Here is a 25,471-nt window from a genome sequence, read left to right on the forward strand (position 1 = left end):
ATTTATGCGGTATTCGCATCCAGCACCGGAAGTCCTTCCGCAGTGGCTGCCTGGTTGAGCCGCACGTCGAAGGATGAAAAGGCGATCCGGACGCTGGGAGAAATTTGCCGTAAGTCTAAAGCGGCGGCGAGATGAATGGCATCGAGGCCACGCAGTGCGTGCTTGACTGCCAGGTCCCCTGCTTCTGTTTCAGCAAGGTCGAGAACGGCAAAGTCCCGCCATTGCTGCTTCAGCATCAGCAACACGCGCTTAAAAGCATCCGGGTCTAGATCGCCCTCCCGGCTCCGGCGCGCCAAAGCCGCCACCGCCTCCGGATAGGCGACCCGCGACGTGGCAAGCACTTCTGCGTCAAGCGCCCAGCGGCGCACTGAATCTGCGCGGGCCTCGTCAAGGTAGAGTTTGATCAGACTGCTGGTGTCCAGGTAAAGGATCACCGCCGATCTTTAAGCACGGTCTCGCTCAGTGGTTTGCCGCGTACTGCAATCCCGCCCAGTCCCGCAGGTTTGCCTCCAGACCATTTGAGTTTGCCCTGTGAGGCGAGCAACAAGGCGGCCTCACGCTCAGAACTCAGCGGCACGAGTTCCGCTACCTCCTCGCCCCGATCGGTAATGATGACCCGTTCACCTCGTTGCGCTTGTTGCACATAGCGGCTCAGATGCGCCTTGAGTTCCTTGATGCCCACTGTTTTCATATTAATTAACCCTGAGGTGACTGTGAGGTAGTCACATCAACAGTATATTTGTGATCCCCACAAAATGCAATGGAAACCGGCAAGGCTATTGTGCGTTCCCCCCCTTTGTAAAAGGGGAGAGATGGCAAGCCGTCGAACGCCAAGCCACGGATGGCTTGGCTGGACTTTCGCGCGTAGCAGGATGCGTAGCGTAGAAAGAGGGGGATTTGCGTAGTGGTCATCCCCATTTTTCAATGAGTGGCCTGTTTCTTAAATTTACTGTTTTGGAAATTCTTCCAGGCTGCATCTACAAATGCCTTAAACTCTTGCCGAAAACGCTCTTGTCGAAAGTGCATGGCATTCTCTCTGCACCTTTCGGCGGAAATCCGGTCGCGCGCCTGTTCGAACTCTTCGATTGCATTGACTATCGCTGCGGCATTCTGCTCTTTAAAAAATACGCCGGTGGGATGTTCATCATTCAGTCCACGTATCGTTTCGAGCACACCCCCCTTAGCATAGGCGATTACAGGTGTGCCACAGGCTTGCGCCTCCAGTGGGGAGATTCCAAAGTCCTCCTCGGCGGCAAATACAAAAGCCTTAGCGCGCTGCATAAAAGTTTTTAGACGATCTTGTTCTTGGTAACCCAGCAGCGTTATATTCTGGTTCGCTTTTGCTTGGATCTTTTTGAAATCCGGCCCGTCGCCTATCACGACCAGCCTTTTGTCAGGCATTCCATTAAAAGCCTCAACAATAAGATCAATTTTCTTATAAGGCACCAGGCGTGACGCGGTAAGATAGAAATCTTCTTTTTGCTCGTGAAGTGCAAAGCTTGTGGTGTCTACCGGGGGATAAATTACACTCGCCTCACGCCGATATACTTTCCAAATGCGTTTGGCGATAAAATGCGAGATGGCGATGAAACTATCCACACCGTTAGCCGTGCGCGCATCCCAGAGCCTCATTTTATGAAGCACCCATTTAGCCAGCCACCCTTTAATCCCCTTATCCAGACCCGTTTCTCGCAAATACTGATGCTGCAAGTCCCATGCATAACGCATAGGAGAATAAACATAACTGATATGCAGTTGATCGGGGCCGGTTATAACGCCTTTTGCCACGGCATAGCTGCTGGAAATCACCAGATCGTAACCCGACAAGTCAAACTGCTCGATTGCGTAAGGCATCAAGCATAAATAGTGGCGATACTTGGTGCGGGCAAACGGTAATTTCTGGAGAAAAGAAGTATGTACTGGCTTGTTATAGATAAACCCACGTTGTGTCTCAGGAAGAAAATCAACCAGGCTAAATAGATCGGCGTCCGGGTAAAGGTGCAAAATCTGCTCAAGTACTCGTTCAGCCCCCGCGTAAACGGTTAACCAGTCATGGACGATAGCGATCTTCATATACCTTTCCTGTGGACACTCTGAAACCCAGGGGTTCGTTGTATCATAACGAACGGGTTTGCAAAGAGCTAAGCGGTGCTGTAACTGAACAGGCCAACCAAGAAACCCTTACCCCGAGGCCCAAGCGTAGCAGGTAGCGCAACGCAGGGGCATAGCCCAGGAAGAGTTTTTTAGCCTTTCTCTAAGTATAGCAAACCACCACATGGGTATAGGAGACACCCCCTCTGGGTGCTAGAATGGCCCAGATGCAACAGTCAGCTCTGGAGGTCAGTCAGCGCCACCTGGGCGGGACGATTTCTACCCGAGAGGTAGATCTGTGGCGCCGACACTGGAGGCTAAGGTTCTCTCATGAAAGTCAGACTGCATCCACATGCTCAGGATCGATTGCAAGAGCGTGGGGCGACGGAAGAAGAGGTTATTGCAACAATCGAGCGCGGAGAACGTTTCGCCGCCAAGCATGGCAGGACAGGGTTCCGCTGTAACTTTCCATTCGACGGCGAGTGGAATAACAGACGATACTCAACAAAACAGGTTGAGGCGTACGCCGTTGAGGAAGATGGTTGGCTGGTGATCACAATAATCGTAAAATTCTTTTGATGAGCGGAGGCTGTTATGAAACTCAGTTATGATTCGAAGTATAACGTTGCATATATACGGTTCCATGAGAAGACAGGCCAGGTGACGACTATCAAGATCAGCGACGACATGAACATTGACATTGCCCCGGACGGTACCGTCTACGGTATTGAGTTGCTGAACGCAAATGAACAACTGACCAAGGACCACGGCACATTGATTGTTGAGTCAGGTGGCCAGCGCCAGGAAATAACCCTTGTGGCATGAAATTCCGGACACCCTTCGCCCAGCGGAATTCTTCACGCCGCCGCCTGACCCGTGCATGCCGCCGATCACACCACTCAAGCAAGGTCTCTTGCGCTTGGAGGGATTGGAGAGTTTTGCGAAGGCTCATCAACCAATTACTTTACGATACACGGCCAACGTCTTTTCCGCCGTTTGCCGCCACGTCATCTGCTGAGCCTTAATCAAGCCTTTTTCTATCAACCTGTCTCTGATGGCCCCATTGCTCACCACATAAAGCATGGCCTCGGTAATTTCGTCCACCGATTCCGGGTTGACCAGAATTGCCGCATCTCCGGCCACTTCGGGAAACGAGGTGGTATTCGACGTAATTACGGGAAGGCGGGATGCGAACGCTTCCAGCACAGGCAGCCCAAATCCTTCATAGAGAGACGGAAATACCAATGTACCCGCAGACTGAAGCAGTGCGCGTTTATCCTCCTCCGGGACATATTTTAGCCAACGCCCAACGCCAGCCAAATCCAGTTCGGCCAGTTTGGGAAGTAGGTCATCCACTCCCCAGCCCGCGCGTCCTGCAATGACCAAGGGGAGATCATATCTAATTTCCTCCGGCAGACGCAGAAACGCCTCAATTACGCGTCCCAAGTTCTTTCTGGGTTGCAGCGTCCCGATAAACAGGAAATAGCCGGGCTTCAAGTTGTACTTGCCCAAGACCCGCCTCTTTTCATCTTCGTCCACGGGATCAAAGTAGACGTTATCCACGGCAAGCGGAATAACGGTGATCCTTTCCGGAGAGATTTGGAAGTACCGTACTAAGTCGTCCACAACGAACTCGGAGATGGCGACATAATGATCCGCTGTCCTTACCATACGCTGGAACAACCAATTCTTTGCGCGCCTCAATCCCCGGCTGGCCCATTCAGGGCGCATCAGGGGAATAGGGTCCATAAGGGTAGCGACCACCGGTATACCACGCAGTTTGGGGATAAAATGGTCCGGGGCGTGAAAAAGATCAACACAGCCCTTGATTGACGCACTGCCCGGGAAGGGTACGCCTGATATCGCGGTGAGCGCGGCGTTGACCGCATAGCGGCCGTGCAGAAGCTGTACGCCAGCCACCCTGGGATCGAAAGCCCCCTTGGCAAATGCATAGGTCTGTAGCGAACAACCCGGCGCCACAGACAAGTGCCCCAAGAGATGCCGGGTGTAAGTCCCGATTCCGTCCAACTGGCCAGAAACCAGTCCGGCATTAAGGACGGTGACGCCCAAGCCAACGCGCATCAGGCCGCTCCCTCGTACATCCAGCGCAATGTCCCTTTGATGGGCGGATAGCTCTCTCCGCCAAGGGCCTGGTGAAGCCGCTTATTGCACCCGGCCAGATGATTTATTTCATTCTCACGCACGAAAGCGGAGTTTACATCTACCTGAATCTAGTAGCCAGCGATCTTGGCCATGGCGTCCAACCAGGTGGCCACCATGTATGATCCATCATCAGCTTGCTGGCGGCGTAATGGTTCACCGGTTGCGGGTACACAGTTTCGTCGATGCCTTCGACCCCCGAATTTCCGCACAGACAACCGGGGACAGACCACGGTTTTTTGAACAACTTTTTGAGTATTTCCCTGGGATCGTTGGCCGAACTCGAAGCCCAGCTTCTTAGCGCCTCTCGCCTCGGGTACGCGAACGTCGAAGCGGTTCTGGACAGAATCTATCGCGTCCGCGCTCTGATACTTGGCCTGAGAAATCACGTCAGGCGAAAATCATGATCCGGAAGTTGCCGCTTCACGTACCGCGCACGTTGAGAGTCTCCTCTCTGAAGGAGCACATGGAAGCGAGGGAGCGATAGCGGACGAGCGGTGTGCGACGACCCCCGCGTAGCCGTAGGGCCGGATGTTTTGTCGGACGCGAAGCGGGAGACAAAACATAAGGCAATGGGATGGACTCCTCCTCCCCTAAACGGCATCTAGGCGCCAGACTGGAGGTCTCCCAAACCAGTTCCCAGGAAGAAGGAGTCCACGATGAAGATTATCCGCGTTGGTGTAGATTTGGCAAAGAACGTTTTTCAGGTTCACGGGGTTGATCGGCATGAGAAGCCGGTATGGCGCCGGAGACTGAGCCGCGCCGAATGGGTGAAGGTGTTGCTGAACATGATCGAGCCAGGCTGCGAGATTGGGATGGAAGCCTGCGGTGGCGCCCACCACTGGGCCCGTCAACTGCAGCGGCACGGGATTACCTTCTCACCCACAACATATTTTAACTGTGAGCCAGACTTGAGCAATTTTCCAATTAGACAATTTCTATCTCGGGGAAGGGAAAAATCATATTCCCGCCACTGGAAAGAAATTCCTTCTCTCTGCGAATGATGCCGTCCTTGAAATGCCAAGGTAGTACAAGGAAGTAATCTGGCCGCATAGCCTTGGCGTCAGCCTCAGACACAATAGGAATATGGCTGCCAGGCGTTACACAACCGAACTTATCCGGATTGACTTCGGCGATTGCCGGGATGTCTTTTTCGGTAAAACCACAGAATTGCAGTAGCACGTTGCCCTTGGTCGAGGCGCCATAACCAAGAATCTTTTTCCCATCCGCATTAAGCGAGCGAATCAGGCGCGTCAGATCGTCGCGATGGCGGAACACACGCTCCTCGAAGTCGCGGTACGGTTTGGGCGTCTTTAACCCCATACGGTCTTCCTGTTCGAGCAGCCAGTCGATCACCGCCTGGTTGACTTTAATCGACTTGTTAGACACCTTGGCCGCAGTTACCGCAAAGCTACCTCCATTAACTGCATTCATCACCACGTCCACCAGCCTCAAGCCGGCTCGCTCCAAAATCGTTTTAACAACCCCCAGCGAGTAATATTCGAGATGTTCATGGCAGATGGTGTCATAAGAATTCGTCCGTAACATTGACGGCATATAACTCTGCTCGAAATGCCAAATACCACCTTCGGCCAGAATAGACTCGATCTGCCGCGCAAACTCCACCGGGGCGTCAAGGTCATAAAACATCGCTATTGATGTCACGATCCGTGCAGGCCGCTGCTCAACCGAGTGGTACGCATCGGCAGAAAAGAAATCCGGAACCAGCGCAATGTCTGTTTGGTAGTATTGGGAAAATTTCTTGCCGGTAGGATCGATACCTATGCGCCGAATACCCGCACTACGATATGCCTTCAGGGTGGTGGCATCGTTGCTGCCGATGTCCACCACAACATCGCCTGGATTGAGCGAAATCAATCGCTCGAGGTAGGCCACTTTGTCAGTGAGATGGTTAACCATCGATTGATTGAGCCCCGAGCGATAGCCATAGTTGTCCCCGTACATTTCCGATGGCTCATAAGTGTGCTTGAGCTGTAGAAGCCCGCTGTCCGGACACAACACCAACTCCAGCGGTCCTTCTGTTACCTTCTGGTCAGCACTTTTTGGGAATACGCCGGTCAGTGCTTGCACCCCAAGATTGAGCACAGAGATGAGGTGATCAGAGTCTCCTACTCTGCAGCGTTTTATTTCTTTGTATAAGTTCACTTGCTACTCCGTCATCCAATTGTCATCGAAAACAACACTTAAAAGTGCACCTGCGCTTTGCTCCCAAGTCATTCGCGCCATTTTTCGGGTGTCAGGCAATTGCTGAACCAGCTTCCTATCCCACCACACCGTCAACTCACGCGCCAATAAGTCCGCGTCTTCGAAATTCACGTAGGTAGCGAAATCTCCTGCGATTTCGTGAAATACGCGAATGTCCGAGCAAATTATCGGCGTGCCATGAGTGGCTGCTTCAACCAGAGGCAAGCCAAATCCTTCACCCTTTGAGAGAAAAAGCAGGCCTGCCGCTTGGGCATAAAGAAAAGCGATATCGGCATCCGTAGAATGCTCAATCAAGAACAACTTGCTACCTGCTAGCGGGTGACTGTGCAATCTCTCCATTAGCTCGTTGACCATCCACCCTTCCTTGCCGGCGATGCACAGACACAATTCGTGTCCTTGTGCCCAAAGCCGTTCCATAGCGTCCAGCGCAAGCGCATGGGACTTGCGCGGCTCAATCGTGCCAACCATGAGCAGGTAAGGCCGATCTGCCAGTGCTGATACTTTCGGGTTTAGATCACTAGGCATTATTTTATGTGTGAAATCCGATCCCAAATGCCAAAAACCGATCTTCGGCCACTTCGTCAGAATAGTTTCCTTATCCAAAAAGCCTGCCACATCTTCCGCGATGGTTCGAGAGATACAGACTAAGCCGTCACTCGCTGAAACCGCATCGCGGAACCAGCCTTCAAACCATTCGGGTCCGCCATCAACAAAATTTTCAGGGGGGAGCGTCAAGGGAAGCAGATCATAAATCGCCGTGTATACAGGAACATTTGCCTGGCGCGTCTGTGCGAATACTGGGAAAAACTCGCGGTAGCGAGCCCAAGATGAGTCTAGCATCAGCAGCACGTCCCCGGCACGGAATTCAACGCAAGAGGCTGGTGCTTGTGAGTCCGTCTCATGCGATACCAACAAGCCTTGTCCGCGCAACCAAGCGTTCGCAACCCGGAGCACCCCATCGATGAGTTCGACAGCCAGTGGCTCGACATCGGTTCGCTCCGAGCAGTATAGCCCCTGCACAATTTGTTTGACCACCCGCGGGATGCCGGTCTGGTGGTCACTCTGCGCAATATGACTCACGTCGATGATCAGGCGACGCCGTCTAAACTGATAAGTTTGGATGTGTTCAATCCAGTCTGCGGCTACTCGGGCAGCGCCTTGCGGGTCTGGACAATCCGCCAAGTGTGGCGCGAAACTTGAAACCCAGTTGTTAGGCCGAAGCTGCTGGTCGCGTTCTATGAATTCATGTATCGCAGCCGCATATTCGGCAGCACAATGGGCGGGGTCATGACGCTCGCGTACATATCCCAGCCCCTCCTGGGCAAAAGCCATTCGTAGATCCCGCCCAGAACATGCATCAACAAGCCCTTGGGCAATCTCTTCCATCGAAGGTTCTGCGTCAAGCTTGATTACTACGTTATCAGGGTAGTCGGTGTAACTTGCGTCATTGTTAACGATTACCGGCACACCAAAAGCCAAACAATCCAGTACGCCTTTCGGAGTCCCGCCCCGACTCTTTGTGCGTAGCTGGACAGCCATATCCGTAATACGCAAATATTGCTCATAGTCTCGTTCGGAGAGAAAGCCGGTAATGCGTATCCGCTTTCCGAGTTTGGCTTTTTTGATAGCATCCTTCAGTCGCAGGCCGAAATCGTCTTTTGCCAGTTCACCGGCATAGACAAGGTATACCCTAGGGTTATCGCGCAGAGGAGAGTTCAAAAAAGCTTCTAGCAGGCGATCTCCCCATTTTGTCCAAGCAATGTGGCCGAAAGTGGCGATAATCATATCACCCTCAGCAAAATCGAACTGCTTGCGAGCTTCATCACGCTCAGTCTTTGACCAAGCTCGCGGTACAGGAACCATCTGTGGAATGATCCGGTAAGAAGGCTGCCAACCTTCGGGGTAATGCCGGCGTGCAACTTCGAGATTAAAAGGCGAGTGTGAAATGATGCCAATGGCTTGATCAATAACCCGCTTGGTACAAGGCAAATTCACCATAGCGTCCCCATTTGCGTCCGGATGACACTGTACGGGAGCAAATAAACGACGTGCTACTGGCCCATGGGCAGTCAGCATTTCCCGAGCATAGCGCCCCGTTTCACCCAAATGAAAGTCGAGATAACCGAAAAGCCCGCTCAGATACGCATCGTGTAGTACTACGATTCCTGGGTGCCTTTCGAGCAAAGGCAGCATGTGCGCGTGGAACTCGGAGTTTCCAACCTCATAGAGGATCGCATTGTAGGCATGCGCGACAGCATGAAAATCGCTTGCATTAAAAATGCGAAACGCCGATGTCAACGTCTCGTCAGTGACCTGATAGTTGTCGACATAGAGATCAATGTCAAAATGGCGTGCGAGGTATGGTAGAAACTTGGCGTTATAGTCTGCAATGCCGGAACGACAGGGTGGAAGAGGGCTGAACACAGCTATACGCTTGCGCGGTAACCATCCTTGAACGGCGCACTGTACACCTGAACCTCTTGCGCGTGACAAAGCGTCATCAAACGCATCAATGGCGCGCCCTGCCGTATTTTTCCAAGAAAATTCTTTGGATCTTTTCAGGCCATAATGCCGTAAGTCTTCGGTGAATGCTTTGTTGGTTAATGCGTTGCCAATCATGTCTCCGATCGAATGGGGTGAGCTGGCATCGAACAAGGCATCAGGTCGAATGATGAGTTCACGGACGCTTGAGTTATTGCCGCCGACCACAGGCGCCCCACAGGCCATTGCTTCCAAAACAGGGAGGCCAAGCCCCTCATAGATGGATGGGAATACGAACACATCGCACGTATTGTAAAAGGCTACGAGATCTTCCTCAGAAATAAAGCCTGTAATCAAAACGTCCTTAGACTTGAGACCAGCCTGCCGGGCCGCATCAAGATACATTTTTCTGCGGTGATCGTCCATGGAACAGACAATTACCAATTGACAGTTTTTTCTTACCTCCGGGGGAACAGCCGCATAGCCCGCGATCGCGCCGCGAATGTTCTTGCGGTGATCATCTCCACCTGTATAGAGAACGAAGCGTTCGCGTAAGCCATAACGCTGTACCAGATCGCGGCGCAACCCCTCAAGATCAGCCTCCGGTCGGAAATGCGGCGAAATCCCACCGTGGATCGTTACTATGCGCCAAGGCTCAATGCCCAGAAGATTGATTGCATCCTGCCGAGAAGATTCCGAAATCGCTAATAGCAAGTCCGCTTGACGCAACCAGCTCAAGCGAGAGAAATACCATTTACGGAAGCTATCGTCCTGAAAATAGTGATCTTGATACAGCAGGGGAATAAGGTCATACAGCGTCGCTGAAATCAACTGGCCGGCCAGCCGTTGCTTATAACTGGGCAAAGCGACACGTTCACCGAAACCCTCAAATACATGCGCGACATGAAGGATGTCTGGCTTCAATGGTGCTACAAATGCAGAAAGCGCCAACCCATCAAGGGTGTCTTCCTCACCTCCCAGATAATCACGGGTGCTACCCCAGGCTGGTGGTGGAGTAAACCGGAGCACGCGCGAGTTATCCACAGCACCCGGATCGACCGGAACGGGAAGATGAGATGCAACGAGAGCGAATAAATCGCGCTGGCCGCGTTCCTTAGCGATGTTGGAGAAGAGTGCTTTGGCGTACCGCCCAACGCCTCTAGATCCTGAGCATGAGGTTTGGCACGCTTGAAGGTCCATGAGTATGCGTATAGAGCGGCGCCGCACTTCATCGGCCATCGATACGCCTCCCCAACGGCCATGCCTGCATGGCGCGCACCAAGGATGCGTACAGGCTATTCTCATCAGCCGGTGCCATTGCTGTCATGTTTGCATTTGTAATTGGACTCAGGGGTACTGAAGTGGTAGGGCTGCTTTGCGTAACCGGCGACATAACGTTGACTGTGAAGTGAGCAACAGTATTTTGTGGGCCGGAGCCCGTCTCAGACGGGTGATTGGTTGGCGATGTCATCCTATCGCCGGCCATCAAGCCCGATCGCATGGCGAACTGGCGCAGGTGTTGCTTGAGCTGGGGTCGCTTGGTCAGTACACTCAGCGCACGCGCCTTCAGGCCAGAGTTGGCGAGGGTCTGGCGCATGACCCATACCACCAGCGGCTTGGCCATGCGCTTGGGCAGGCGAAGCGCCCATCGCACTGTGCGTGTGGGGAGCGCCAACGCCCGCTTGGCGGTTAGCATGGTTTTGCGCAGCGGCGCAGTGATTCGCCAGGATTTGCTGGCGTAGACACCTTGTAGTTCCCGGTTGAACTGGTCAGCCACGGTCCACCAGTGGTGTGATGAGTGGTTGATCTCATCAATTTTGATCTTCGCCGCATCCCATTCGTTTTGCAGCCATTCGGCATGGGCTTGCAGACGGCTTTCATGCTCCCGGGCGGCCTGTAACTCGGCTCCAAGCTGCACCGTGCGCTGGCGCTCCGAGTCAAGTTCGCCTTCAAGGCTGCGAGTACGCTGGCTTAGCTCTTCAACGCGCTGCTTGGCGGCATCCCCTTCGTTTTGCAGCCATTCGGCGTGGGCTTGCAGGCGGCTTTCATGCTCCTGGGCGGCCCCATCGGTCGCGCGCGACTCGGCGGCGGCCACCATCGCCATCGACGCCGCCGCTTCCTGCTGTGCCTGCCCGACGGCAGCGGTAAGTTCCGCTTCCCGCGCCTGCACGAAGCGATCAAGCACGTTGGGAGGGCAGGAAAACCACGGCGCGAGATCGCTAGCCTCGGCCGCGAGATAAAAGGCGTTGAGGCCGTCGAAATAAACCTCAGCGTAGCCTTTGCTTGCGAGAAAGGCGCCAATCTCCACAGCGTCGGGTCGCCGCATCGTGCTCCAAGGCAGCGTGACCTCGATCACGACCACGGTCGGCCGGAACGCGTCCCAGTCGCCGCTCATGACGACGTCCCGCTCGAGTCCCTCGACGTCAATTTTGAGGAAATCGATCGGGCACGTCACGTACTTCCGACACAGATCCGCGAGCGTGAGACACGGCACGGCAATCGGCCGGGCGGCATCGTGGGGCCGCAGAGCACTCGATTCGCCGACGCTCGGCCCCTCGAACATCGCGATGTCTCCCGTACAGGCGGCAATCGCGATGTTTAGATTCACATCGCGGGGGCGCTCCGCGGCAAGCCGCTCATAGGGCTCGGCCATCGGCTCGATGTTGATGCCGCTCCATCCGCAATCATAGAAATGCTTGGTGACCGACGCGACGTCGGGAAAACACGCGCCGATGTCGACATAGAACCCCTCCTTGTGGTCGCCGAAGACCCGCGCCAGCATCACATCCTCGAAATTCTGCGCGTAGGAAATCATCGCAATGTCATATCGCGGTCTGCTGCATAGCCGGGGTCACGACGACGTCGATCTCGCAGGCCACCTCGAGACTCGCGACGCCGATGAAAAAGGGCTGGGTGGCACGGATCACGCGGAACATAGCGACGTTCTCGATCCAGTCGAAGCTCTGCCAGAGGACGGTGTCGCTGTTCACCGAGGCAACCGAGACCGAGTAGACGCCCTCGGCCAGGTCGACATCAAAATCGAAACCGATTCGATAGCGTACCCCGACCTCCGGGCCGACGATAACCTTATCGAGATGGAACGTGTTGGTGCCGTAAACGTCATTGCCACGCCGATCCCGAAGCAGGAAGCCCTGCACAAGTTTCGGGATCGGCTGCATGATCTCGACGCAGACCTCGACCCGCGCCCGCCCCCCGCAGAAGAAGGCCTCCTTGGCCTCGCCCGCCGCGTCGACAACCCGGACAGAAATCACCTCGACCTCGCGGGTTCCCGAGCGGGTCACCGGAAACCCGGACGCAGTGTCTTGGACAATGTGCTCGGCGACAAGCCGGCTGGTGATGAGCGCCGAGTAGTAATCCGACACCGCGACGGCATTGCCATCGCGCTCGACCCGGCCCTCGGAGAGCAAGATCGCGCGGTCGCACAACGTCTTGATCGAGCCCACGTCGTGCGAGACGAACAGGATCGTGGTCCCTAGCCGCTTGAATTCGTTGATCCGCGCAAAGCTCTTGACCTGGAAGAATGCGTCGCCGACGGCAAGCGCCTCATCGACGATTAGAACATCTGGCCGGAAGGCTGTGGCCACGGCAAACGCCACACGCATTTGCATGCCGCTGGAGTAGGTTCTGATCGGCTGGTCGAAATGCTCGCCCACTTCAGCAAAGGCCTCGATTTCAGGCATGGCGCGTTCGATGTCGGCTTGGCTGTGGCCCATGAGGCCAGCGGAGTGGTAAGCGTTTTGCCGGCCCGTAAGGTCGGGGTTGAAGCCCATGCCCAGCTCCAGAATAGCCGCCACGCGGCCACGTAACAGCACTTGCCCTTGGGTGGGGCGGGTGGTGCCGGTGATGAGCTTGAGCAGGGTGCTTTTGCCAGCGCCGTTTTGACCGACAATACCGACCGCTTCGCCGGGGCCTATGGAAAAGGTGACATCTTTGAGCACCCAGTGTTCCTCACGCGGTCGGATGGCCGGCGCAAACCAGGAGGCCACACGCCGCCATTCGCTGCCCCATTGGCGGTAGGATTTGCCCAGGTTTTGTACGTGCAGTTCGCCGCTCATAATTGGTCCACCATTTCAGGGCTGGCTTTGCGAAACAGCAGCAGGGAAAAAGCGAGCAGCGCTAGAGCAATAAGGGCAATCACGCCCAGACCGGACCAATCGGGCGCGCGGTTGTACAGCAGCACGTTTTGGTAACCCGTGACGATGGGAATCATTGGATTGAACACCAGCCAGGTCCGGTATTGCTCTGGAATGATGGTGGCCATGTAAACGATGGGGGTGAACCAGAACAGGAATTGCAAGATCACAGGAACGATCTGTCCGATGTCCCGCATAAAAACGTTGAGCACGCCCAAGGCCAAGCCCAGCCCAAGCGCCAAGGCAATGTTGACCACCATGAGTGCGGGCAGCCAAATGAGTGCGGTGCCGGGCAAGTGCCCCAGTACGCCAAAAATAGCCAGAATGGCCACAAAGAGGAGTGCGTTGTTAACCAAAGCGCTGCCGGTGACGATGAGCGGCAAGGCAATTCTGGGGAACACCAATTTCTTTAGGATGTTGCCGTTGTCGATGAACAGGGTCAGGCAGCGGTTGACGATTTCAGCAAACAGCGACCAGCCCAAAATGCCAGCCATCAGGTAGATGGCGTAGGCGTATTGATTGTCGATGCCCGGCAACTTGGCGGACAGCACCGCTGAGAGCACAAAGGCAAAGATGAGCGCCTGCGACAGCGGGTGCAGAATCATCCATAGCCCACCCAAACGGCTGCGTATAAATTTGGTGCGAAGCTCGGTTTTGATGGACGAGAGGATGAAATAGCGGTAGCGCCAGGCGCTGAGAAGCATGTCGTTCATGTCAGCCTCCGACCAGCGTGGCGAGCCGGGAAACCAGCCACAGCCCTGCGCCGTCGGGGAGAATGACGGGCACAAGCATGGTCATTCTCTTTCTACCCGCCGCATATCGGCGTCCACCATCATGGCAATGAGATCTTCGAGACTGGTTTTTGCTTCCCACCCCAGCTTTTCTTTGGCCTTTGCAGGATTCCCGAGTAGGATATCTACTTCAGCGGGACGGAAGAATTCGGGGTCTATTACAAGATGATCCTCATAATTGAGGCCCACATGGGAGAAGGCGATTCTGCACATATCCCGAACCGTAGTCGTGCGCCCTGTCGCTACCACGTAATCATCCGGCTTTTCCTGCTGCAGCATGAGCCACATCGCTTCGACGTAATCCCCCGCGAAACCCCAATCGCGTTTGGCGTCGATATTGCCCAAACGCAATTCTTTTTGTTTGCCTTGTTTGATCCGGGCAACGGCGTCGGTCACTTTGCGAGTTACGAATTCAATGCCGCGCAACGGCGATTCGTGATTAAAAAGGATGCCGCTGCTGGCATGGATATTAAAGCTCTCGCGGTAGTTTATGGTCATCCAATGCCCGTAAAGTTTGGCGACCCCGTAAGGACTGCGGGGATAGAAGGGCGTTTTCTCGTCTTGCTTCTCCGTCTGAATGAGGCCAAACATTTCGCTGGTGGAAGCCTGATAAAAACGCGCTTCAGGGTTGGTCTGGCGGATTGCCTCCAGCATGTTGACGACCGATACGCCGGTCACCTGAGCGGTGAGAATCGGTTGCTCCCAGGAAGTGCTAACAAAGCTTTGTGCGCCGAGGTTGTATACCTCTTGTGGCTCGGCCCGCTCCATGGCGCGGATCAGGGATGACAGGTCAATCAAATCGGCATTGAGCAAGCGCACCTGCTGCTCAACCTTCAGTTCACGCAGCCGCCATAGCGTGTCGCTGCCGCGCCGCGCGATCACGCCGTAAACTTCATACCCCTTGTCCAACAGCAACTTTGTCAAATAGGCGCCATCTTGCCCGGTGACGCCGGTGACGAGTGCGTGCTTAGCCATTTTTTAGTTTTTGCTCCCAATCCATTAAAGCGTCTTTCAATGACTGTTCGATCTTGATTTGCGGCTGCCAGCCGGTTTCCTTAAACAGCTTGGCGGGCGAGGCGTACACCCGCCGCTGCTCGGCGCGGCGCAATCGGACGGCATTTTGCGTGATCGTGGCGGTGACACCAGCGATGTCAAGCAAAGCCTCCAACAGCGCCCGGACCGTGTGTTCCTGGCCCGAGCCGACATTATACACCTCGCCGGAACACCCTTGCCGGAGCAGCAGCAGATAAGCCCTGACTACATCGCGCACATCGGTAAAATCGCGCGTCACATCGATGTCGCCTACTTCAAGGACAGGTGCACGCAGCCCCAGCTTGATTTGCGTCACTTGCTTGGCGAAATCTGATACGACGAAGTGTTCGCTTTGTCCGGCGCCAACGTGGTTAAATGGCCGCACCATGACGACATCCATGCCCTCGGTCTGGCTCCACTGGTAACACAATGCCTCGGCTGCAACCTTGCTCACTGCATAGGGATTGCGCGGTTTGAGCGGGTAGGTTTCTAGAATCGGCAAAGCCTCGGTATCCACCAAGCCGTAGACATCACCGGAACCGACATAAATCATGCGTCCTCTGAAATCCGCCTGCTTTAACGTCTGCAGCAAATTCAAAGTACCGAAAAAATTAATCTCGAAAGTTTCGCGCGGATTCTTAATCGCCGCGGGCACGAAACTCTGCGCCGCGAGGTGGATGAGATAGTCGGGTTGAGTATCGGCCAGCATGGCATAAAGACCGGGCTGGTCGGAAAGATCGGGCTCGTGCGTGGGAATAACTAGCTCTAAATCATATTGCGCGCCGTGCTTCGCGACGATGTTTTGAATGGTTTGGCCGACGAAACCGTTGCGGCCCGTCAGCAACAATTTTTTCATAATGCGAAGAGCAACATTTTTATCATCAGGATGGCAAACACAGCCGCAAACAGATCATCCAGCATCACCAAAACCGCTCTTTACTCAGGAGTCAGAAAATAAGGCTACAACGTTATAATGTGACTCCTGAGTAAAAACCCTGTTTACTCTACCCCCACCCTGTCCCGCCCCCTCAATAGGGGGCGGAGACGTAGCATGAAGTGTAGTCTTAATTACTGATTTATGAGTAACTTCAAATCTCCCGCCTTCCTGTGAAGGCATGAGATATAGGCATCCTGCCTGTGTAGTTAAAACATCATAAGGCAGGCTCGAATCCGCCAAATCTAATACCGGATCGAACACAGTTTTTCTTTACTATTTTCGCGACGATCTGCCGCGATGAGAGATTCCTTTCGTTACGCTGCTTCCAGTCCGATTACCAAACGCTTGCCTAACAAGGCGACTGCTTGTGCTATGCGCGGCAACTTCGATGCGTAGTGAGGGTCGAACAGGCGTCTAACCTCCTTCTCATCGACACCAAGCCGCTTGGCAAGCTGTACGTTGGTAATCCGTGCCTCTTTCATCGCAACGTATAAAGCGGCTTTTGCCATTGTTTCCGCAGGCGGCGCCACGATGTATTCGCCGCGTCGCGCTTTGCTCGGAGCAGGAAAATCCAGCTTTCCTTGCATATAGGCTGCAAACACCTCATCCAGCGCATCGGCAGCTTCAGTAAGTGCATCCGCCACATCTTCCCCTTGCGTAATAGCTGGGGAAGATCGCGGCAGGTCACCACAAGACCACCTTCATCGGCAGGCGTCAAAGTAACAGCGTATTCAAATCGTTCCATCACACGGATGCCACTGCGGTAACACCTCCGATGCCGGCAGTTTGTGCCGTTATCCCTAACGAACTCAGATACCAACTGGAGCCCCATCCTGCTGTAACCCACGCTACGGCTACCGCCAGAACGATCCTGCCGAAGCTCTTCCACAAATCCGACCACCAGTTGTATCCGCTCGGGTCGGTGAGGCTGAGCGGGTTGTTGATGACATAACTGTAGCGGTTGTAGCTTTGCAGGTTACCCGGGGCCTGAATATAGGGGTCGGCCTGCAACCTTATGGTTCAGGCCAATGTAATTAGTTCAGCTTACCAAGCTGGAGTAAAGCGTATGCTATACCAGGAACGTCAGAAAAAGCCAGTCGGTTCATGGCGCTTTACATGTTTGTAAAGTCCAGCAACGGAACCTATTTTGTTCAATATGAAACGACGAACTGTCAGATTCTCAGTTTCGGGATGGACGGTTGAGCGCTTTTTAGAAAGGCATGCACAAGGGAGTCGCAATTAACCGGAGAGACAAAAATGAACAAATTATTGCTCAACTTTGTAATGGCGGGTGTGTGTGTTTTTTTATATAAGCGGCGTAAAAGCGGGTGAGCAACTTGCCGTGCCAGTGGATATCCGCGTTAACTCAATAAGTTTAAGTTGAGGAATTTTTTCGCATTTTAGGTTGGCTGATTCTCAGTATTTTAATAACCCAACCTGTGCCATCAGCGGATGGTGGGCGATCAACACGGACACCGCAGTAGGGAAAAACTGGCTAGCGCTGCTCATGATGGCCAACGCTACGGGCAAGAAAGTCTACGTACACGAGCTGGGAACCTGCACTATGAATGGCGGTATGGAAGATGTAAAACAGATTGGCATTGTTCCTTAAACGCTGCTGCTATGGAGCTTGGTGGTGGGTAGTCTACCCACATTGTTTGAATCCGAGTGGGCACAAAAACGTGCCCTCTCTACCACGGCTATAGTATATAGATAACTACCGGAGAATAGTAATGAAGAAAATAATCCTAATTGCCTTATTGGCAACACAGCTATTGATATTGAATGCGAATGCCGAAATTGTGTCTAGCCCTGATGCTAAGATTACGTTAGTACAGTCAGTTACATCATTACTCCCCTCAGCGAAGGAGCACAGGAAGCGAGGGAGCGATAGCGGACGAGCGGTGTGCGACGACCCCCGCGTAGCCGGAGGGCCGGATGTTTTGTCGGACGCGAAGCGGGAGACAAAACATAAGGCAATGTGAATAAAAACAAGCTCGAATTCACTTTACCTGAAAGCGCGTCGTTCCTGGGGAAGTTCACTGGAAGAATTGAGAGAAACCTCATCACCGGGGCCTTCGAAAAGGGACACTTAAGTCCGACACGTCCTGGAAGTAGATTCGTCCTCCATAAGAAAAACAGCTACTGGCAACAAGAGGAGGGGTCAGCCAAGTAGATACAAGTTTAACACCCCGGGGTTTCGGTTCTTCTCGTATCTTGAAACTTGTATCTTGTATCTGTTTTTACCCCCCCTCACCCGAAAAATCATAATCCAGCGAATCACTTGGCTTTTGCAGATAGTAACCCTGCACATAGTCCACACCCAACTGCCACAACACGGCGAGGCTTCCGGCATCCTGCACGCGCTCGGCGATGGTCATGATATGGGCTGCATGAGCGGCTTCGTTGATGGCCTTTACCGCAGTCTGATTTTGCGGGTTAGCGGCCATATTGGTGAGCAGCGAGCTGTCAATTTTTAGATAGGCGATTCCGGCAGGGTAACGCTTGAGATTATTAATCGAATTTGCATCACAGCCGAAACGGCTCAGCGCGAAGTGGCAATGCAATTCTTTCAGCCCCTTCATCAGGATTTGAGTGTTCTTTAGATAATGGAACGCGGCGCTTTCGCTGACCTCGAAGAGGAGGCTGTCTCCCTCCAGCCTTGCCGTCTTGATACGTTCGCTGAGCCAGGGAAGCAGGTTTTCGTCCTTGATGGTTTCCCCGCAGAGCTTGATAAAAAAGCGGGTCTTGCCGCCGCCGCGCCGTTTGGCGGCCAGCGCCTCGATGGCGTGTTCGATGACCCACCGGTCTATGGCGGGGTTGAGTCCCGTCTCCTCGGCGGCCGGGATGAACTCATCGGGAGGGATCTCGTTGCGGTTTTCATCCTGCATGCGCAGCAGCACCTGATAAAACTCCTGGGGCGCGCCGTGTAGATTGACGACGGGTTGATAGACCAGGCGCAGACGCTGATGCGTGACGGCATCCTGCAAACGGTTCACCCATTGTTGCAATCTCGCCTTGGCGCTTTGGTCTTCCAGTACCGGGTTGTAAAGGTGCACCTTGTTGCCGCCGCCGGATTGGGTCGCCATGCAGGCCTTGCTGACACGGTTCAAAATCTCTCGGCTATCGGGTGTATTTTCGCCGATCTGGATGACGCCGATGCTGCACGTCGTTGTGACCGATTGCCCGCCCGCATCGGAGACGTTTTCTTCCACGGCCTTGCGCAGTTCTTCCGCCAGTTTCAAGGCATGGCCCACATCCTTATTGCGGACTAAAATAGTGAAGACGTCGTCGCCGAATCTGGCCGCTAAGTCGGCCTCGCCCACCTTACCGCGCAATAGCGCCGCGATATCGCCCAGCACGAGATCGCTTGCTGCAATGCCGACATTTTCCTGAATCTTTGAAAAGTTATCGAGCCCGACATAGAGCAAGGTGCAGGCCTCGCCGCCGTTAGCCGCCTTGGCGGCCGCCGTGTCCAGTTCTTCCATGAAATGTTGACGGTTATAAAGACCGGTGAGGAGATCCTCTTTGCTCAGGGATTTGAGCCGGCTCTCCAATTCGCTGCTGAGTGAAAGATCCCGGATAATAATCTGGGTACAGATTTCGCCGTCTATGCTGGCCGGTGTGAATTCCATGCCCACGTTGAATTGGGCGCCATCGGAGCGTACCCCTTGGATCTCGATTTGCTGCATGGCCTCCGACTGCTTTGCGTATTGACGCAGAAAGTCTTTGAATTGCGCATGCCCCTCGGCCGCGACCATGTCCATGATCGGGGTGCCTTCGATATCCTCAAGACTTTGGTAGCCGAACATGGTCAGGTAAACCCCGTTGGCGTAGATGTGCATGCCTTCGTGTACATAGGCGATCGCATCGCGGGAACTGTCGAGCAATGAGCGGCAGCGCTTCTCGCTCTCGCGGAACATTTTGTCAATGCGCCGATGGGCGCGCCGCTCTTCGAGGTCGTTAAACTCACGGCCTACCACAAACTGCAGGCGTTCAGGCTGATCTTTGGGCGCCAGATCGCGCGCGCCGGCCTGCATGAGTTCCAAAATGGTTTTATCGTTGATCTTGTCGTAGACCACAATAAAAGGTATATCCTTGCCTGACGCCTTCAGTACGGGAAGCGCATCGAGCGGGCTGAATTCACTCAACTGTGAGGCGCACAGGATCAGATCCGCAGATTGGTCAATAGCCGTTTGCAAGTCCTCGGCGCCGGTGACGCGCGTGGCGCGCACACCGTAACCGGCGCGGCGCAGCACGTTGGTAATCATTTCCGCGTCGTTGGAGGAGTCATCAATGATGACCAGCCGGAGGACGTTTTCTTTCTTCATGGCGGTCTTTTATGCTGCACTAATTATGCCAATTTATACTGCCGCTAGGGTCAACGATTAAGGATGTGGTGTCAAGCATCTGCGCTAGTTTTAGGTGGGCTGTGCGGGGGTGTGGGAACCGGGAGCTTATTTGGCGCGCCTTCCCGCTCGCGCACCAGGCGCGGCACTAGGTATCCCGGCAAGATTCGACGCAGCTCGTCCAGCAAGCGGCAGACCGTGACCTCATCCACCTCGAAGTGAGCCGCGCCCTGCACCCGGTCCAGCATGTGAAGATAGTAAGGCGTTACGCCGGCGTTAAACAGGGCGTGGCTGAGACCGGCTAGGGCTGTGACCGAGGCATTCACCCCATGCAGCAATACCGACTGGTTGAATAACGGGACATGCGCGGCGGTGAAACGCCCGAGCGCCGCGCGCACCGCGTCGTCAATTTCATTGGCGTGATTGACGTGTACGACCATGACCGGCTTGAGGCGGCCGCCGGTCAGCCAGGCGAGCAGGGCGTCGTTCACCCGCGCAGGCAGCACGATAGGCAGCCGCGTATGGACTCGCAGGGTATGCATGTGCGGAATCTCCGCCAACCGGTTCACGAGTACCGCCAGGCGTTGGTCTGTCAAGCTCAGCGGATCGCCGCCGCTCAAAATGACTTCCCGGATGGAAGTGTCCGCGCGGATGTAATCCAGCGCGGCTTCCCACTGTCCTGTAGCGGCATTGGCATCAGCGTAGGGGAAATGACGGCGGAAGCAGTAGCGGCAGTGGACGGCGCAGGCCCCGGTGGTGATCAGCAGTACGCGCCCGTGATACTTATGCAGCAGACCCGGGATCGTCATGGCTTTGATGTCGCCGACGGCATCGTAACTGAATCCTGATGCAACGGCTTGCTCTTCAACAATGGGCAACACCTGACGCAACAAGGGGTCGTGGGGGTCGCCCTTGCGCATCCGGGCGATATAGCTCTGCGGCACCCTTAAAGAGAAATCACGGCCAGAGGCCATACAGCCTAGCGACGGTTCCAGCTCCAAGGCCCTCAACAGTTGCGCAGGATCATTCACGGCCTGCGCCAGCTCCATTTGCCAGGGGGCGGGCTGCCCAGCGGGGATTGCTCCCGGCGCCCTGCCTGCCGCGACATTAGTAGAGCCCTTCGCTATCGCTTTTCCCTGTACGTCAAAGGTTCGGGGTATCATAGGCACTTTATAAAATTTCAATGGGACGTTATCGTCCCCGTAAGAGGATAACATGGCTACATTCAGCACCAACGAATTCAGAGGCGGGCTTAAGGTGATGATGGACGGGGATCCCTGCGCCATTGTTGAAAACGAATTTGTAAAACCCGGCAAGGGTCAGGCTTTTAACCGCGTCAAGATACGAAATCTCAAAAACGGCCGGGTCATCGAGCGCACCTTCAAATCAGGCGACACCCTCGAAGCGGCGGATGTCGTGGACATCGAGATGCAATATCTCTATAACGACGGCGAATTCTGGCACTTCATGGTGCCGGACACCTTTGAACAACATGTTGCAGATAGTAACGCAGTGGGCGAGGCAAGAAAATGGCTCAAGGAGCAAGATGTCTGTACGGTGACCTTGTGGAACGGCACACCGCTGCAAATTACGCCGCCCAACTTCGTGGTGCTGCGTGTGGTAGACACTGATCCGGGGCTGCGTGGAGACACCTCCGGCGGTGGAGGGAAGCCCGCCACACTGGAGACTGGCGCCGTTGTCAGGGTGCCGTTATTTATCGAGATCGGCGATCTGCTCAAGATAGATACGCGGATTGGGGAATACGTGTCGCGGGCGAAAGAGTAGGCCGAATGAATTCGGCCCTACATATGTAGGTGCGAGTTTGTTCGCAAATCCGATTGCAAACCCTTGATTGGCGCCCCACCGCGGCGCGAGAAACTCTAGAGGCACGCGCCAAACTGCTCGCGGCTATCCGCGCGTTCTTCGCCGCGCGCGGTGTGCTGGAGGTCGAAACGCCGCTGTTGTCGTCCGCCGCAGCCACAGCGCCCCATCTCGATAGCTTCAGGACGCACTACACAGTACCGGGTGCTCATGGCCTGGAGTTGTATCTGCACACCTCGCCGGAGTTCGCCATGAAACGCCTGCTCGCGGCGGGTAGTGGGCCGATCTATCAGATCTGCAAGGTGTTCCGCAACGGCGAGCGCGGCCGGATACACAATCCCGAATTCACGATGCTGGAGTGGTATCGCCCGGGGTTCGATCATCAGGTCCTGATGGATGAGACGGAGGAATTGGTCACGGATTTGCTCGGCGAGGCCGCCCTTCGTGAGCCCAGTGAGCGTCTCACCTATGCCGAGGCCTTTGCGCTCTACGCTGAGGTAAACCCACTCGCGGCTCCCATGAAAGAATTGCGCGACTGCGCCCGTGACCACGGCATCGGGTTGGTTCGAGGACTGGGTATGGATGACCGTGATGGCTGGCTCGACCTGTTGCTTACCCACGTGGTGGGGCCGAAGCTCGGCCAACAGCGGTTGTGTTTTTTATACGACTACCCGGCCTCACAGGCTGTCTTGGCGCGCATCCGGCCCGGCTCGCCGGCGCAGCCCTATCCGGTAGCGGAGCGCTTCGAGTTATATGTGAACGGCATCGAACTGGCGAGCGGCTATCACGAGCTGGGGGACGGCATCGAGCAACGCCGCCGTTTCGAGGCCGATATCAAAAAGCGTGCGAAGTTGTGCACCCTGCTGGTGCCGATGGATGAACGTCTGCTTGCCGCGTTGGAATCGGGCCTACCGGATTGCGCCGGCGTGGCGGTGGGTGTGGATCGGCTGGTCATGTTGGCCATAGGCGTCGCCGGTATTGACGAAGTGGTAAGCTTCCCGCTTGAGCGCGCCTAATAAAATTACTTATAAGTCAGTAAGTAAGACTACACTTCTGCGTTATCCTTACGAAGCGCAAAAGGGGACAGGGTGGAGGCAGGTAAAATAGGGTGTTTATATTTATGAATAGCTTGTGTTTACACTCGACTTTCTATACCATTTGTCCCACGTCTGACAGAGACGCGAGTGATTGGAGTCCCCGTTGGTTGATGTAACCTGCTTTTTTAGGATGCACTTCTCCGTGCTTCAACACCGCGTTAATCAGATTTTTTAAACTAGTAATGAGGATTTTATGCAAAGTGGTAATGTAAAGTGGTTCAATGATGCAAAAGGTTTTGGTTTTATCACCCCGACTGATGGCAGTGACGACGTGTTCGTTCATTTCTCTACGGTCCAGTCTGAAGGATTCAAGTCTCTGGTCGAGGGACAGCAGGTGGAGTTTGAAGCCACCCGCGGCCCCAAGGGCATGCAGGCGACCAAAGTAATCCCCGCGAAGGGCTAAGCAGTACTTCCGTAAGCACCGCGTCCGTCCGTAGGGCGGGCGCGTGTATCACAGTCAACGCGGGAGCAGTGTCGGCCAGCCTTGCACATCCCCCCTGTAGTGCAAGGCAGCGGCTGCTCCTTCGTTCCTTCAATATAAGATGCTGAGTGCGTCAGCGCTGGCAGCGCGTACAGTAATACGTCACACGTTGTCCTTGTCTTGCCGACACAATAGCTTGTCCGCATCCCGTACAGGGTAACCCCTCCCGTCCATAAACCCTCAGTTGTTGCTTGAAATAACCGGGTGTGCCGTCGCTCGCGTAAAAATCCCGCAATGTTGTGCCGCCGTTTTCTATAGCCTTGTGCAGTACCCGCTTGACGGTGTTCGCCAAATCTTCATAACGCATCCTGCTGATGCGCCCCGCGGAGCGCAGTGGATGAATCCCGGCGAGAAACAGCGCCTCACTGGCGTAGATATTTCCCACACCCGCCACGATGCGGCTGTCCATGATGAACTGCTTGATGGCGACATGCCGGCCGCGTGCGTGCTGGAAGAGGTAATCGCCGTCGAACTCGGCCTCCAAAGGTTCCGGCCCTAGACCAGCCAGCAATGAATGCCGTTGCGGATCGGCGCCGGTCCAGATCGCCGCACCGAAGCGCCGCGGGTCGCGCAGGCGCAGACAAATGCGATTGGAGAATACCACGTCGAGGTGATCGTGCTTCTCGGCGGGTGTTTCGCTCGGGACGATGCGCAGGTTGCCCGACATGCCGAGATGCAGCAACAGGCAGTTCCGCGCAGTGCGCAGCAGCAGGTATTTCGCGCGCCGTTCCACACTGACGATGACTTGCCCGGGAAGCTGACGAGCCAGGGCGGGTGAAACAGGCCAGCGCAGGCGCGCGTCGCGCACGCGCACCTCAGCGACCTTGTTGCCGATGATGTGCGGCGCGATACCACGCCGGGTGGTCTCGACTTCGGGAAGTTCAGGCATGGGTTGGAACGATAGATGCTGCTAGGGTGATGATTTATCGGCGGGTTCGGCAGCGGGCAGCATCAGCAGACGTTGGGCCGCATCTTGAGGGAGATGATACTGCACCCCAAGTTCCGGGCGCGCGAGGATCAGCTCCGGCGCGCGGCTCACGATGATGAAGCGCAGAGGCGGTTGAGCACCTTGTTGCCGCAATGTGATGGTTTCGACGGGTTTAATCTGAGAGACGGGAGCGGTATAAAGGCTGACCTGCAAGGCCTGCGCGGCCGTCCATTCCTGCGCCAGGGTATTGACGGCGTCAGGGGTCGCTTCCGGCATCCTGCCTCCCGCGACATTAGCAGAACCCTTCGCTGTCGCTCTTCCCTGTGCGTCAGAAGCGCCCGGCTGCGCCGACCAGCCTTGCGCGTCGTGCCTTAATGTGAGCCCCGGCAGTTCGATTTCCTTTAACGGTTCCGGGCCGGGCAACAGTGCGAGGCTTACAAAGGACGCAGGCGGAGCGATCAGCTTGGGATAATAGCCGTCGGTAATAAGGTGCACGGTGTTTCCAGCCAGTACATAGCGCCGTCCTTCCACTGGCTCGGTGTCGCCGAAGCCGAGTTCCACATCGTTCAGACGCACGCGGATGCGCGGTGACTTAAGTTTGAATTTTTCCAGATCCAAGCCTGCGGCCACCCACTGCGCGTGACTCGCCGCCTGTGTAAGGCCAAGCAAACTTTCCACTACTCCCGTGTTGGCCGGTAACTGCAACGGTTCGGTCAAGCGCCAGCCGGACGCTTCTTTTTTCAGGGCGATGGCAGGCTGTGCCTTGCGCTCGATGCGGATTGAGGTGATCGCCGCGGGGGTGAGCGAAGTCAGTGCGGGCAACGGTGCGGTTTTTTTTACGCCGGGCAGATACACCGCCACGATGGCCAACGCGCCGGCCAGAATCAGCAATCCCAGGTTGAGCCAGGTGCGCGAATCCATCG

23 protein-coding genes are annotated in these 25,471 nt (G+C 55.1%); 6 read left to right on the forward strand and 17 right to left on the reverse strand.

Going from position 1 to position 25,471, the window contains the following annotated elements:
• Window positions 1-2: 2 nt before the first annotated feature.
• From HY028_11885 to HY028_11895, 3 genes are all read right to left on the reverse strand, one after another.
• Entirely contained in the window at window positions 3-434 is a 432-nt protein-coding gene (locus tag HY028_11885; GenBank protein MBI3345528.1) for a type II toxin-antitoxin system VapC family toxin, read from the reverse strand.
• Entirely contained in the window at window positions 431-691 is a 261-nt protein-coding gene (locus tag HY028_11890; protein ID MBI3345529.1) for a type II toxin-antitoxin system Phd/YefM family antitoxin, read from the reverse strand. Before HY028_11890 ends, HY028_11885 begins: the two co-directional genes overlap by 4 nt.
• 230 nt (window positions 692-921) lie before the next feature.
• Window positions 922-2,073, reverse strand: a complete 1,152-nt coding sequence (locus HY028_11895) for a glycosyltransferase family 4 protein (protein MBI3345530.1) — start codon at window positions 2,071-2,073, stop codon at window positions 922-924.
• Window positions 2,074-2,421: 348 nt separating this feature from the next.
• Here HY028_11895 and HY028_11900 point away from each other — a divergent pair, with 348 nt between their 5' ends.
• Complete coding sequence (locus tag HY028_11900; GenBank protein ID MBI3345531.1) at window positions 2,422-2,670, forward strand: DUF4258 domain-containing protein; 249 nt, start codon at window positions 2,422-2,424, stop codon at window positions 2,668-2,670.
• A 15-nt stretch (window positions 2,671-2,685) separates the two neighbouring features.
• Entirely contained in the window at window positions 2,686-2,916 is a 231-nt protein-coding gene (locus HY028_11905; protein MBI3345532.1) for a DUF2283 domain-containing protein, read from the forward strand.
• A 126-nt stretch (window positions 2,917-3,042) separates the two neighbouring features.
• Here HY028_11905 and HY028_11910 read toward each other — a convergent pair whose 3' ends face one another.
• Entirely contained in the window at window positions 3,043-4,173 is a 1,131-nt protein-coding gene (locus HY028_11910) for a glycosyltransferase family 4 protein (protein ID MBI3345533.1), read from the reverse strand.
• A 317-nt stretch (window positions 4,174-4,490) separates the two neighbouring features.
• Between HY028_11910 and HY028_11915 the strand changes: the two genes are divergently transcribed.
• Entirely contained in the window at window positions 4,491-4,658 is a 168-nt protein-coding gene (locus HY028_11915; GenBank protein MBI3345534.1) for a four helix bundle protein, read from the forward strand.
• A 520-nt stretch (window positions 4,659-5,178) separates the two neighbouring features.
• On the opposite strand, the gene HY028_11920 is transcribed toward HY028_11915, so the two are convergent.
• The 11 genes from HY028_11920 to epmB form a co-directional block, all read right to left on the reverse strand.
• Window positions 5,179-6,417, reverse strand: coding sequence for a methyltransferase domain-containing protein (locus HY028_11920; GenBank protein ID MBI3345535.1), 1,239 nt, complete (start codon window positions 6,415-6,417; stop codon window positions 5,179-5,181).
• A 3-nt stretch (window positions 6,418-6,420) separates the two neighbouring features.
• Window positions 6,421-10,197: a glycosyltransferase gene (locus HY028_11925; protein ID MBI3345536.1), complete on the reverse strand. Its 3,777-nt coding sequence runs from the start codon at window positions 10,195-10,197 to the stop codon at window positions 6,421-6,423.
• Window positions 10,187-11,773: an FkbM family methyltransferase gene (locus tag HY028_11930; protein ID MBI3345537.1), complete on the reverse strand. Its 1,587-nt coding sequence runs from the start codon at window positions 11,771-11,773 to the stop codon at window positions 10,187-10,189. Before HY028_11930 ends, HY028_11925 begins: the two co-directional genes overlap by 11 nt.
• Before the next feature lie 7 nt (window positions 11,774-11,780).
• Window positions 11,781-13,034, reverse strand: a complete 1,254-nt coding sequence (locus HY028_11935; protein MBI3345538.1) for an ABC transporter ATP-binding protein — start codon at window positions 13,032-13,034, stop codon at window positions 11,781-11,783.
• Window positions 13,031-13,825 (reverse strand): ABC transporter permease, encoded by a 795-nt coding sequence (locus HY028_11940; protein MBI3345539.1) that lies wholly within the window; start codon window positions 13,823-13,825, stop codon window positions 13,031-13,033. The genes HY028_11935 and HY028_11940 overlap by 4 nt, the downstream gene beginning before the upstream one ends.
• Window positions 13,826-13,906: 81 nt before the next feature.
• Window positions 13,907-14,878 carry a GDP-mannose 4,6-dehydratase gene (gene gmd, locus HY028_11945; protein ID MBI3345540.1) on the reverse strand — a complete coding sequence of 324 codons (972 nt, stop codon included), beginning with the start codon at window positions 14,876-14,878 and terminating at the stop codon, window positions 13,907-13,909.
• The gene (locus HY028_11950) at window positions 14,871-15,791 is read right to left on the reverse strand and encodes a GDP-mannose 4,6-dehydratase (protein MBI3345541.1); all 921 of its coding nucleotides are present in this window, start codon (window positions 15,789-15,791) and stop codon (window positions 14,871-14,873) included. The genes gmd and HY028_11950 overlap by 8 nt, the downstream gene beginning before the upstream one ends.
• Before the next feature lie 395 nt (window positions 15,792-16,186).
• A complete protein-coding gene (locus tag HY028_11955; GenBank protein MBI3345542.1) occupies window positions 16,187-16,516 on the reverse strand; it encodes a type II toxin-antitoxin system HicB family antitoxin in 330 nt (109 codons plus the stop codon).
• Window positions 16,517-16,616: 100 nt separating this feature from the next.
• A complete protein-coding gene (locus tag HY028_11960) occupies window positions 16,617-16,883 on the reverse strand; it encodes a hypothetical protein (GenBank protein MBI3345543.1) in 267 nt (88 codons plus the stop codon).
• Between the two features lie 1,232 nt (window positions 16,884-18,115).
• Window positions 18,116-20,203, reverse strand: a complete 2,088-nt coding sequence (locus HY028_11965; GenBank protein ID MBI3345544.1) for an EAL domain-containing protein — start codon at window positions 20,201-20,203, stop codon at window positions 18,116-18,118.
• A 71-nt stretch (window positions 20,204-20,274) separates the two neighbouring features.
• On the reverse strand, window positions 20,275-21,384 hold the full coding sequence (gene epmB / locus HY028_11970) for an EF-P beta-lysylation protein EpmB (protein ID MBI3345545.1): 1,110 nt from the start codon (window positions 21,382-21,384) through the stop codon (window positions 20,275-20,277).
• Window positions 21,385-21,436: 52 nt separating this feature from the next.
• Between epmB and efp the strand changes: the two genes are divergently transcribed.
• The 3 genes from efp to HY028_11985 all read left to right on the forward strand — a co-directional run bounded on the left by efp (window position 21,437) and on the right by HY028_11985 (window position 23,542).
• Window positions 21,437-22,006: an elongation factor P gene (gene efp, locus HY028_11975; protein MBI3345546.1), complete on the forward strand. Its 570-nt coding sequence runs from the start codon at window positions 21,437-21,439 to the stop codon at window positions 22,004-22,006.
• A gap of 47 nt (window positions 22,007-22,053) precedes the next feature.
• Window positions 22,054-23,058, forward strand: coding sequence for an EF-P lysine aminoacylase GenX (gene genX / locus HY028_11980; GenBank protein MBI3345547.1), 1,005 nt, complete (start codon window positions 22,054-22,056; stop codon window positions 23,056-23,058).
• 274 nt (window positions 23,059-23,332) lie between these two features.
• Window positions 23,333-23,542: a cold-shock protein gene (locus HY028_11985; GenBank protein ID MBI3345548.1), complete on the forward strand. Its 210-nt coding sequence runs from the start codon at window positions 23,333-23,335 to the stop codon at window positions 23,540-23,542.
• A gap of 151 nt (window positions 23,543-23,693) precedes the next feature.
• Here HY028_11985 and mutM read toward each other — a convergent pair whose 3' ends face one another.
• Window positions 23,694-24,509, reverse strand: coding sequence for a bifunctional DNA-formamidopyrimidine glycosylase/DNA-(apurinic or apyrimidinic site) lyase (mutM, locus tag HY028_11990; protein MBI3345549.1), 816 nt, complete (start codon window positions 24,507-24,509; stop codon window positions 23,694-23,696).
• A 21-nt stretch (window positions 24,510-24,530) separates the two neighbouring features.
• A complete protein-coding gene (locus HY028_11995; GenBank protein MBI3345550.1) occupies window positions 24,531-25,469 on the reverse strand; it encodes a DUF4340 domain-containing protein in 939 nt (312 codons plus the stop codon).
• Between the last annotated feature and the right edge of the window lie 2 nt (window positions 25,470-25,471).

Source organism: Gammaproteobacteria bacterium (genome assembly GCA_016195665.1).
In the GTDB taxonomy this organism is placed as follows: domain Bacteria; phylum Pseudomonadota; class Gammaproteobacteria; order SURF-13; family SURF-13; genus JACPZD01.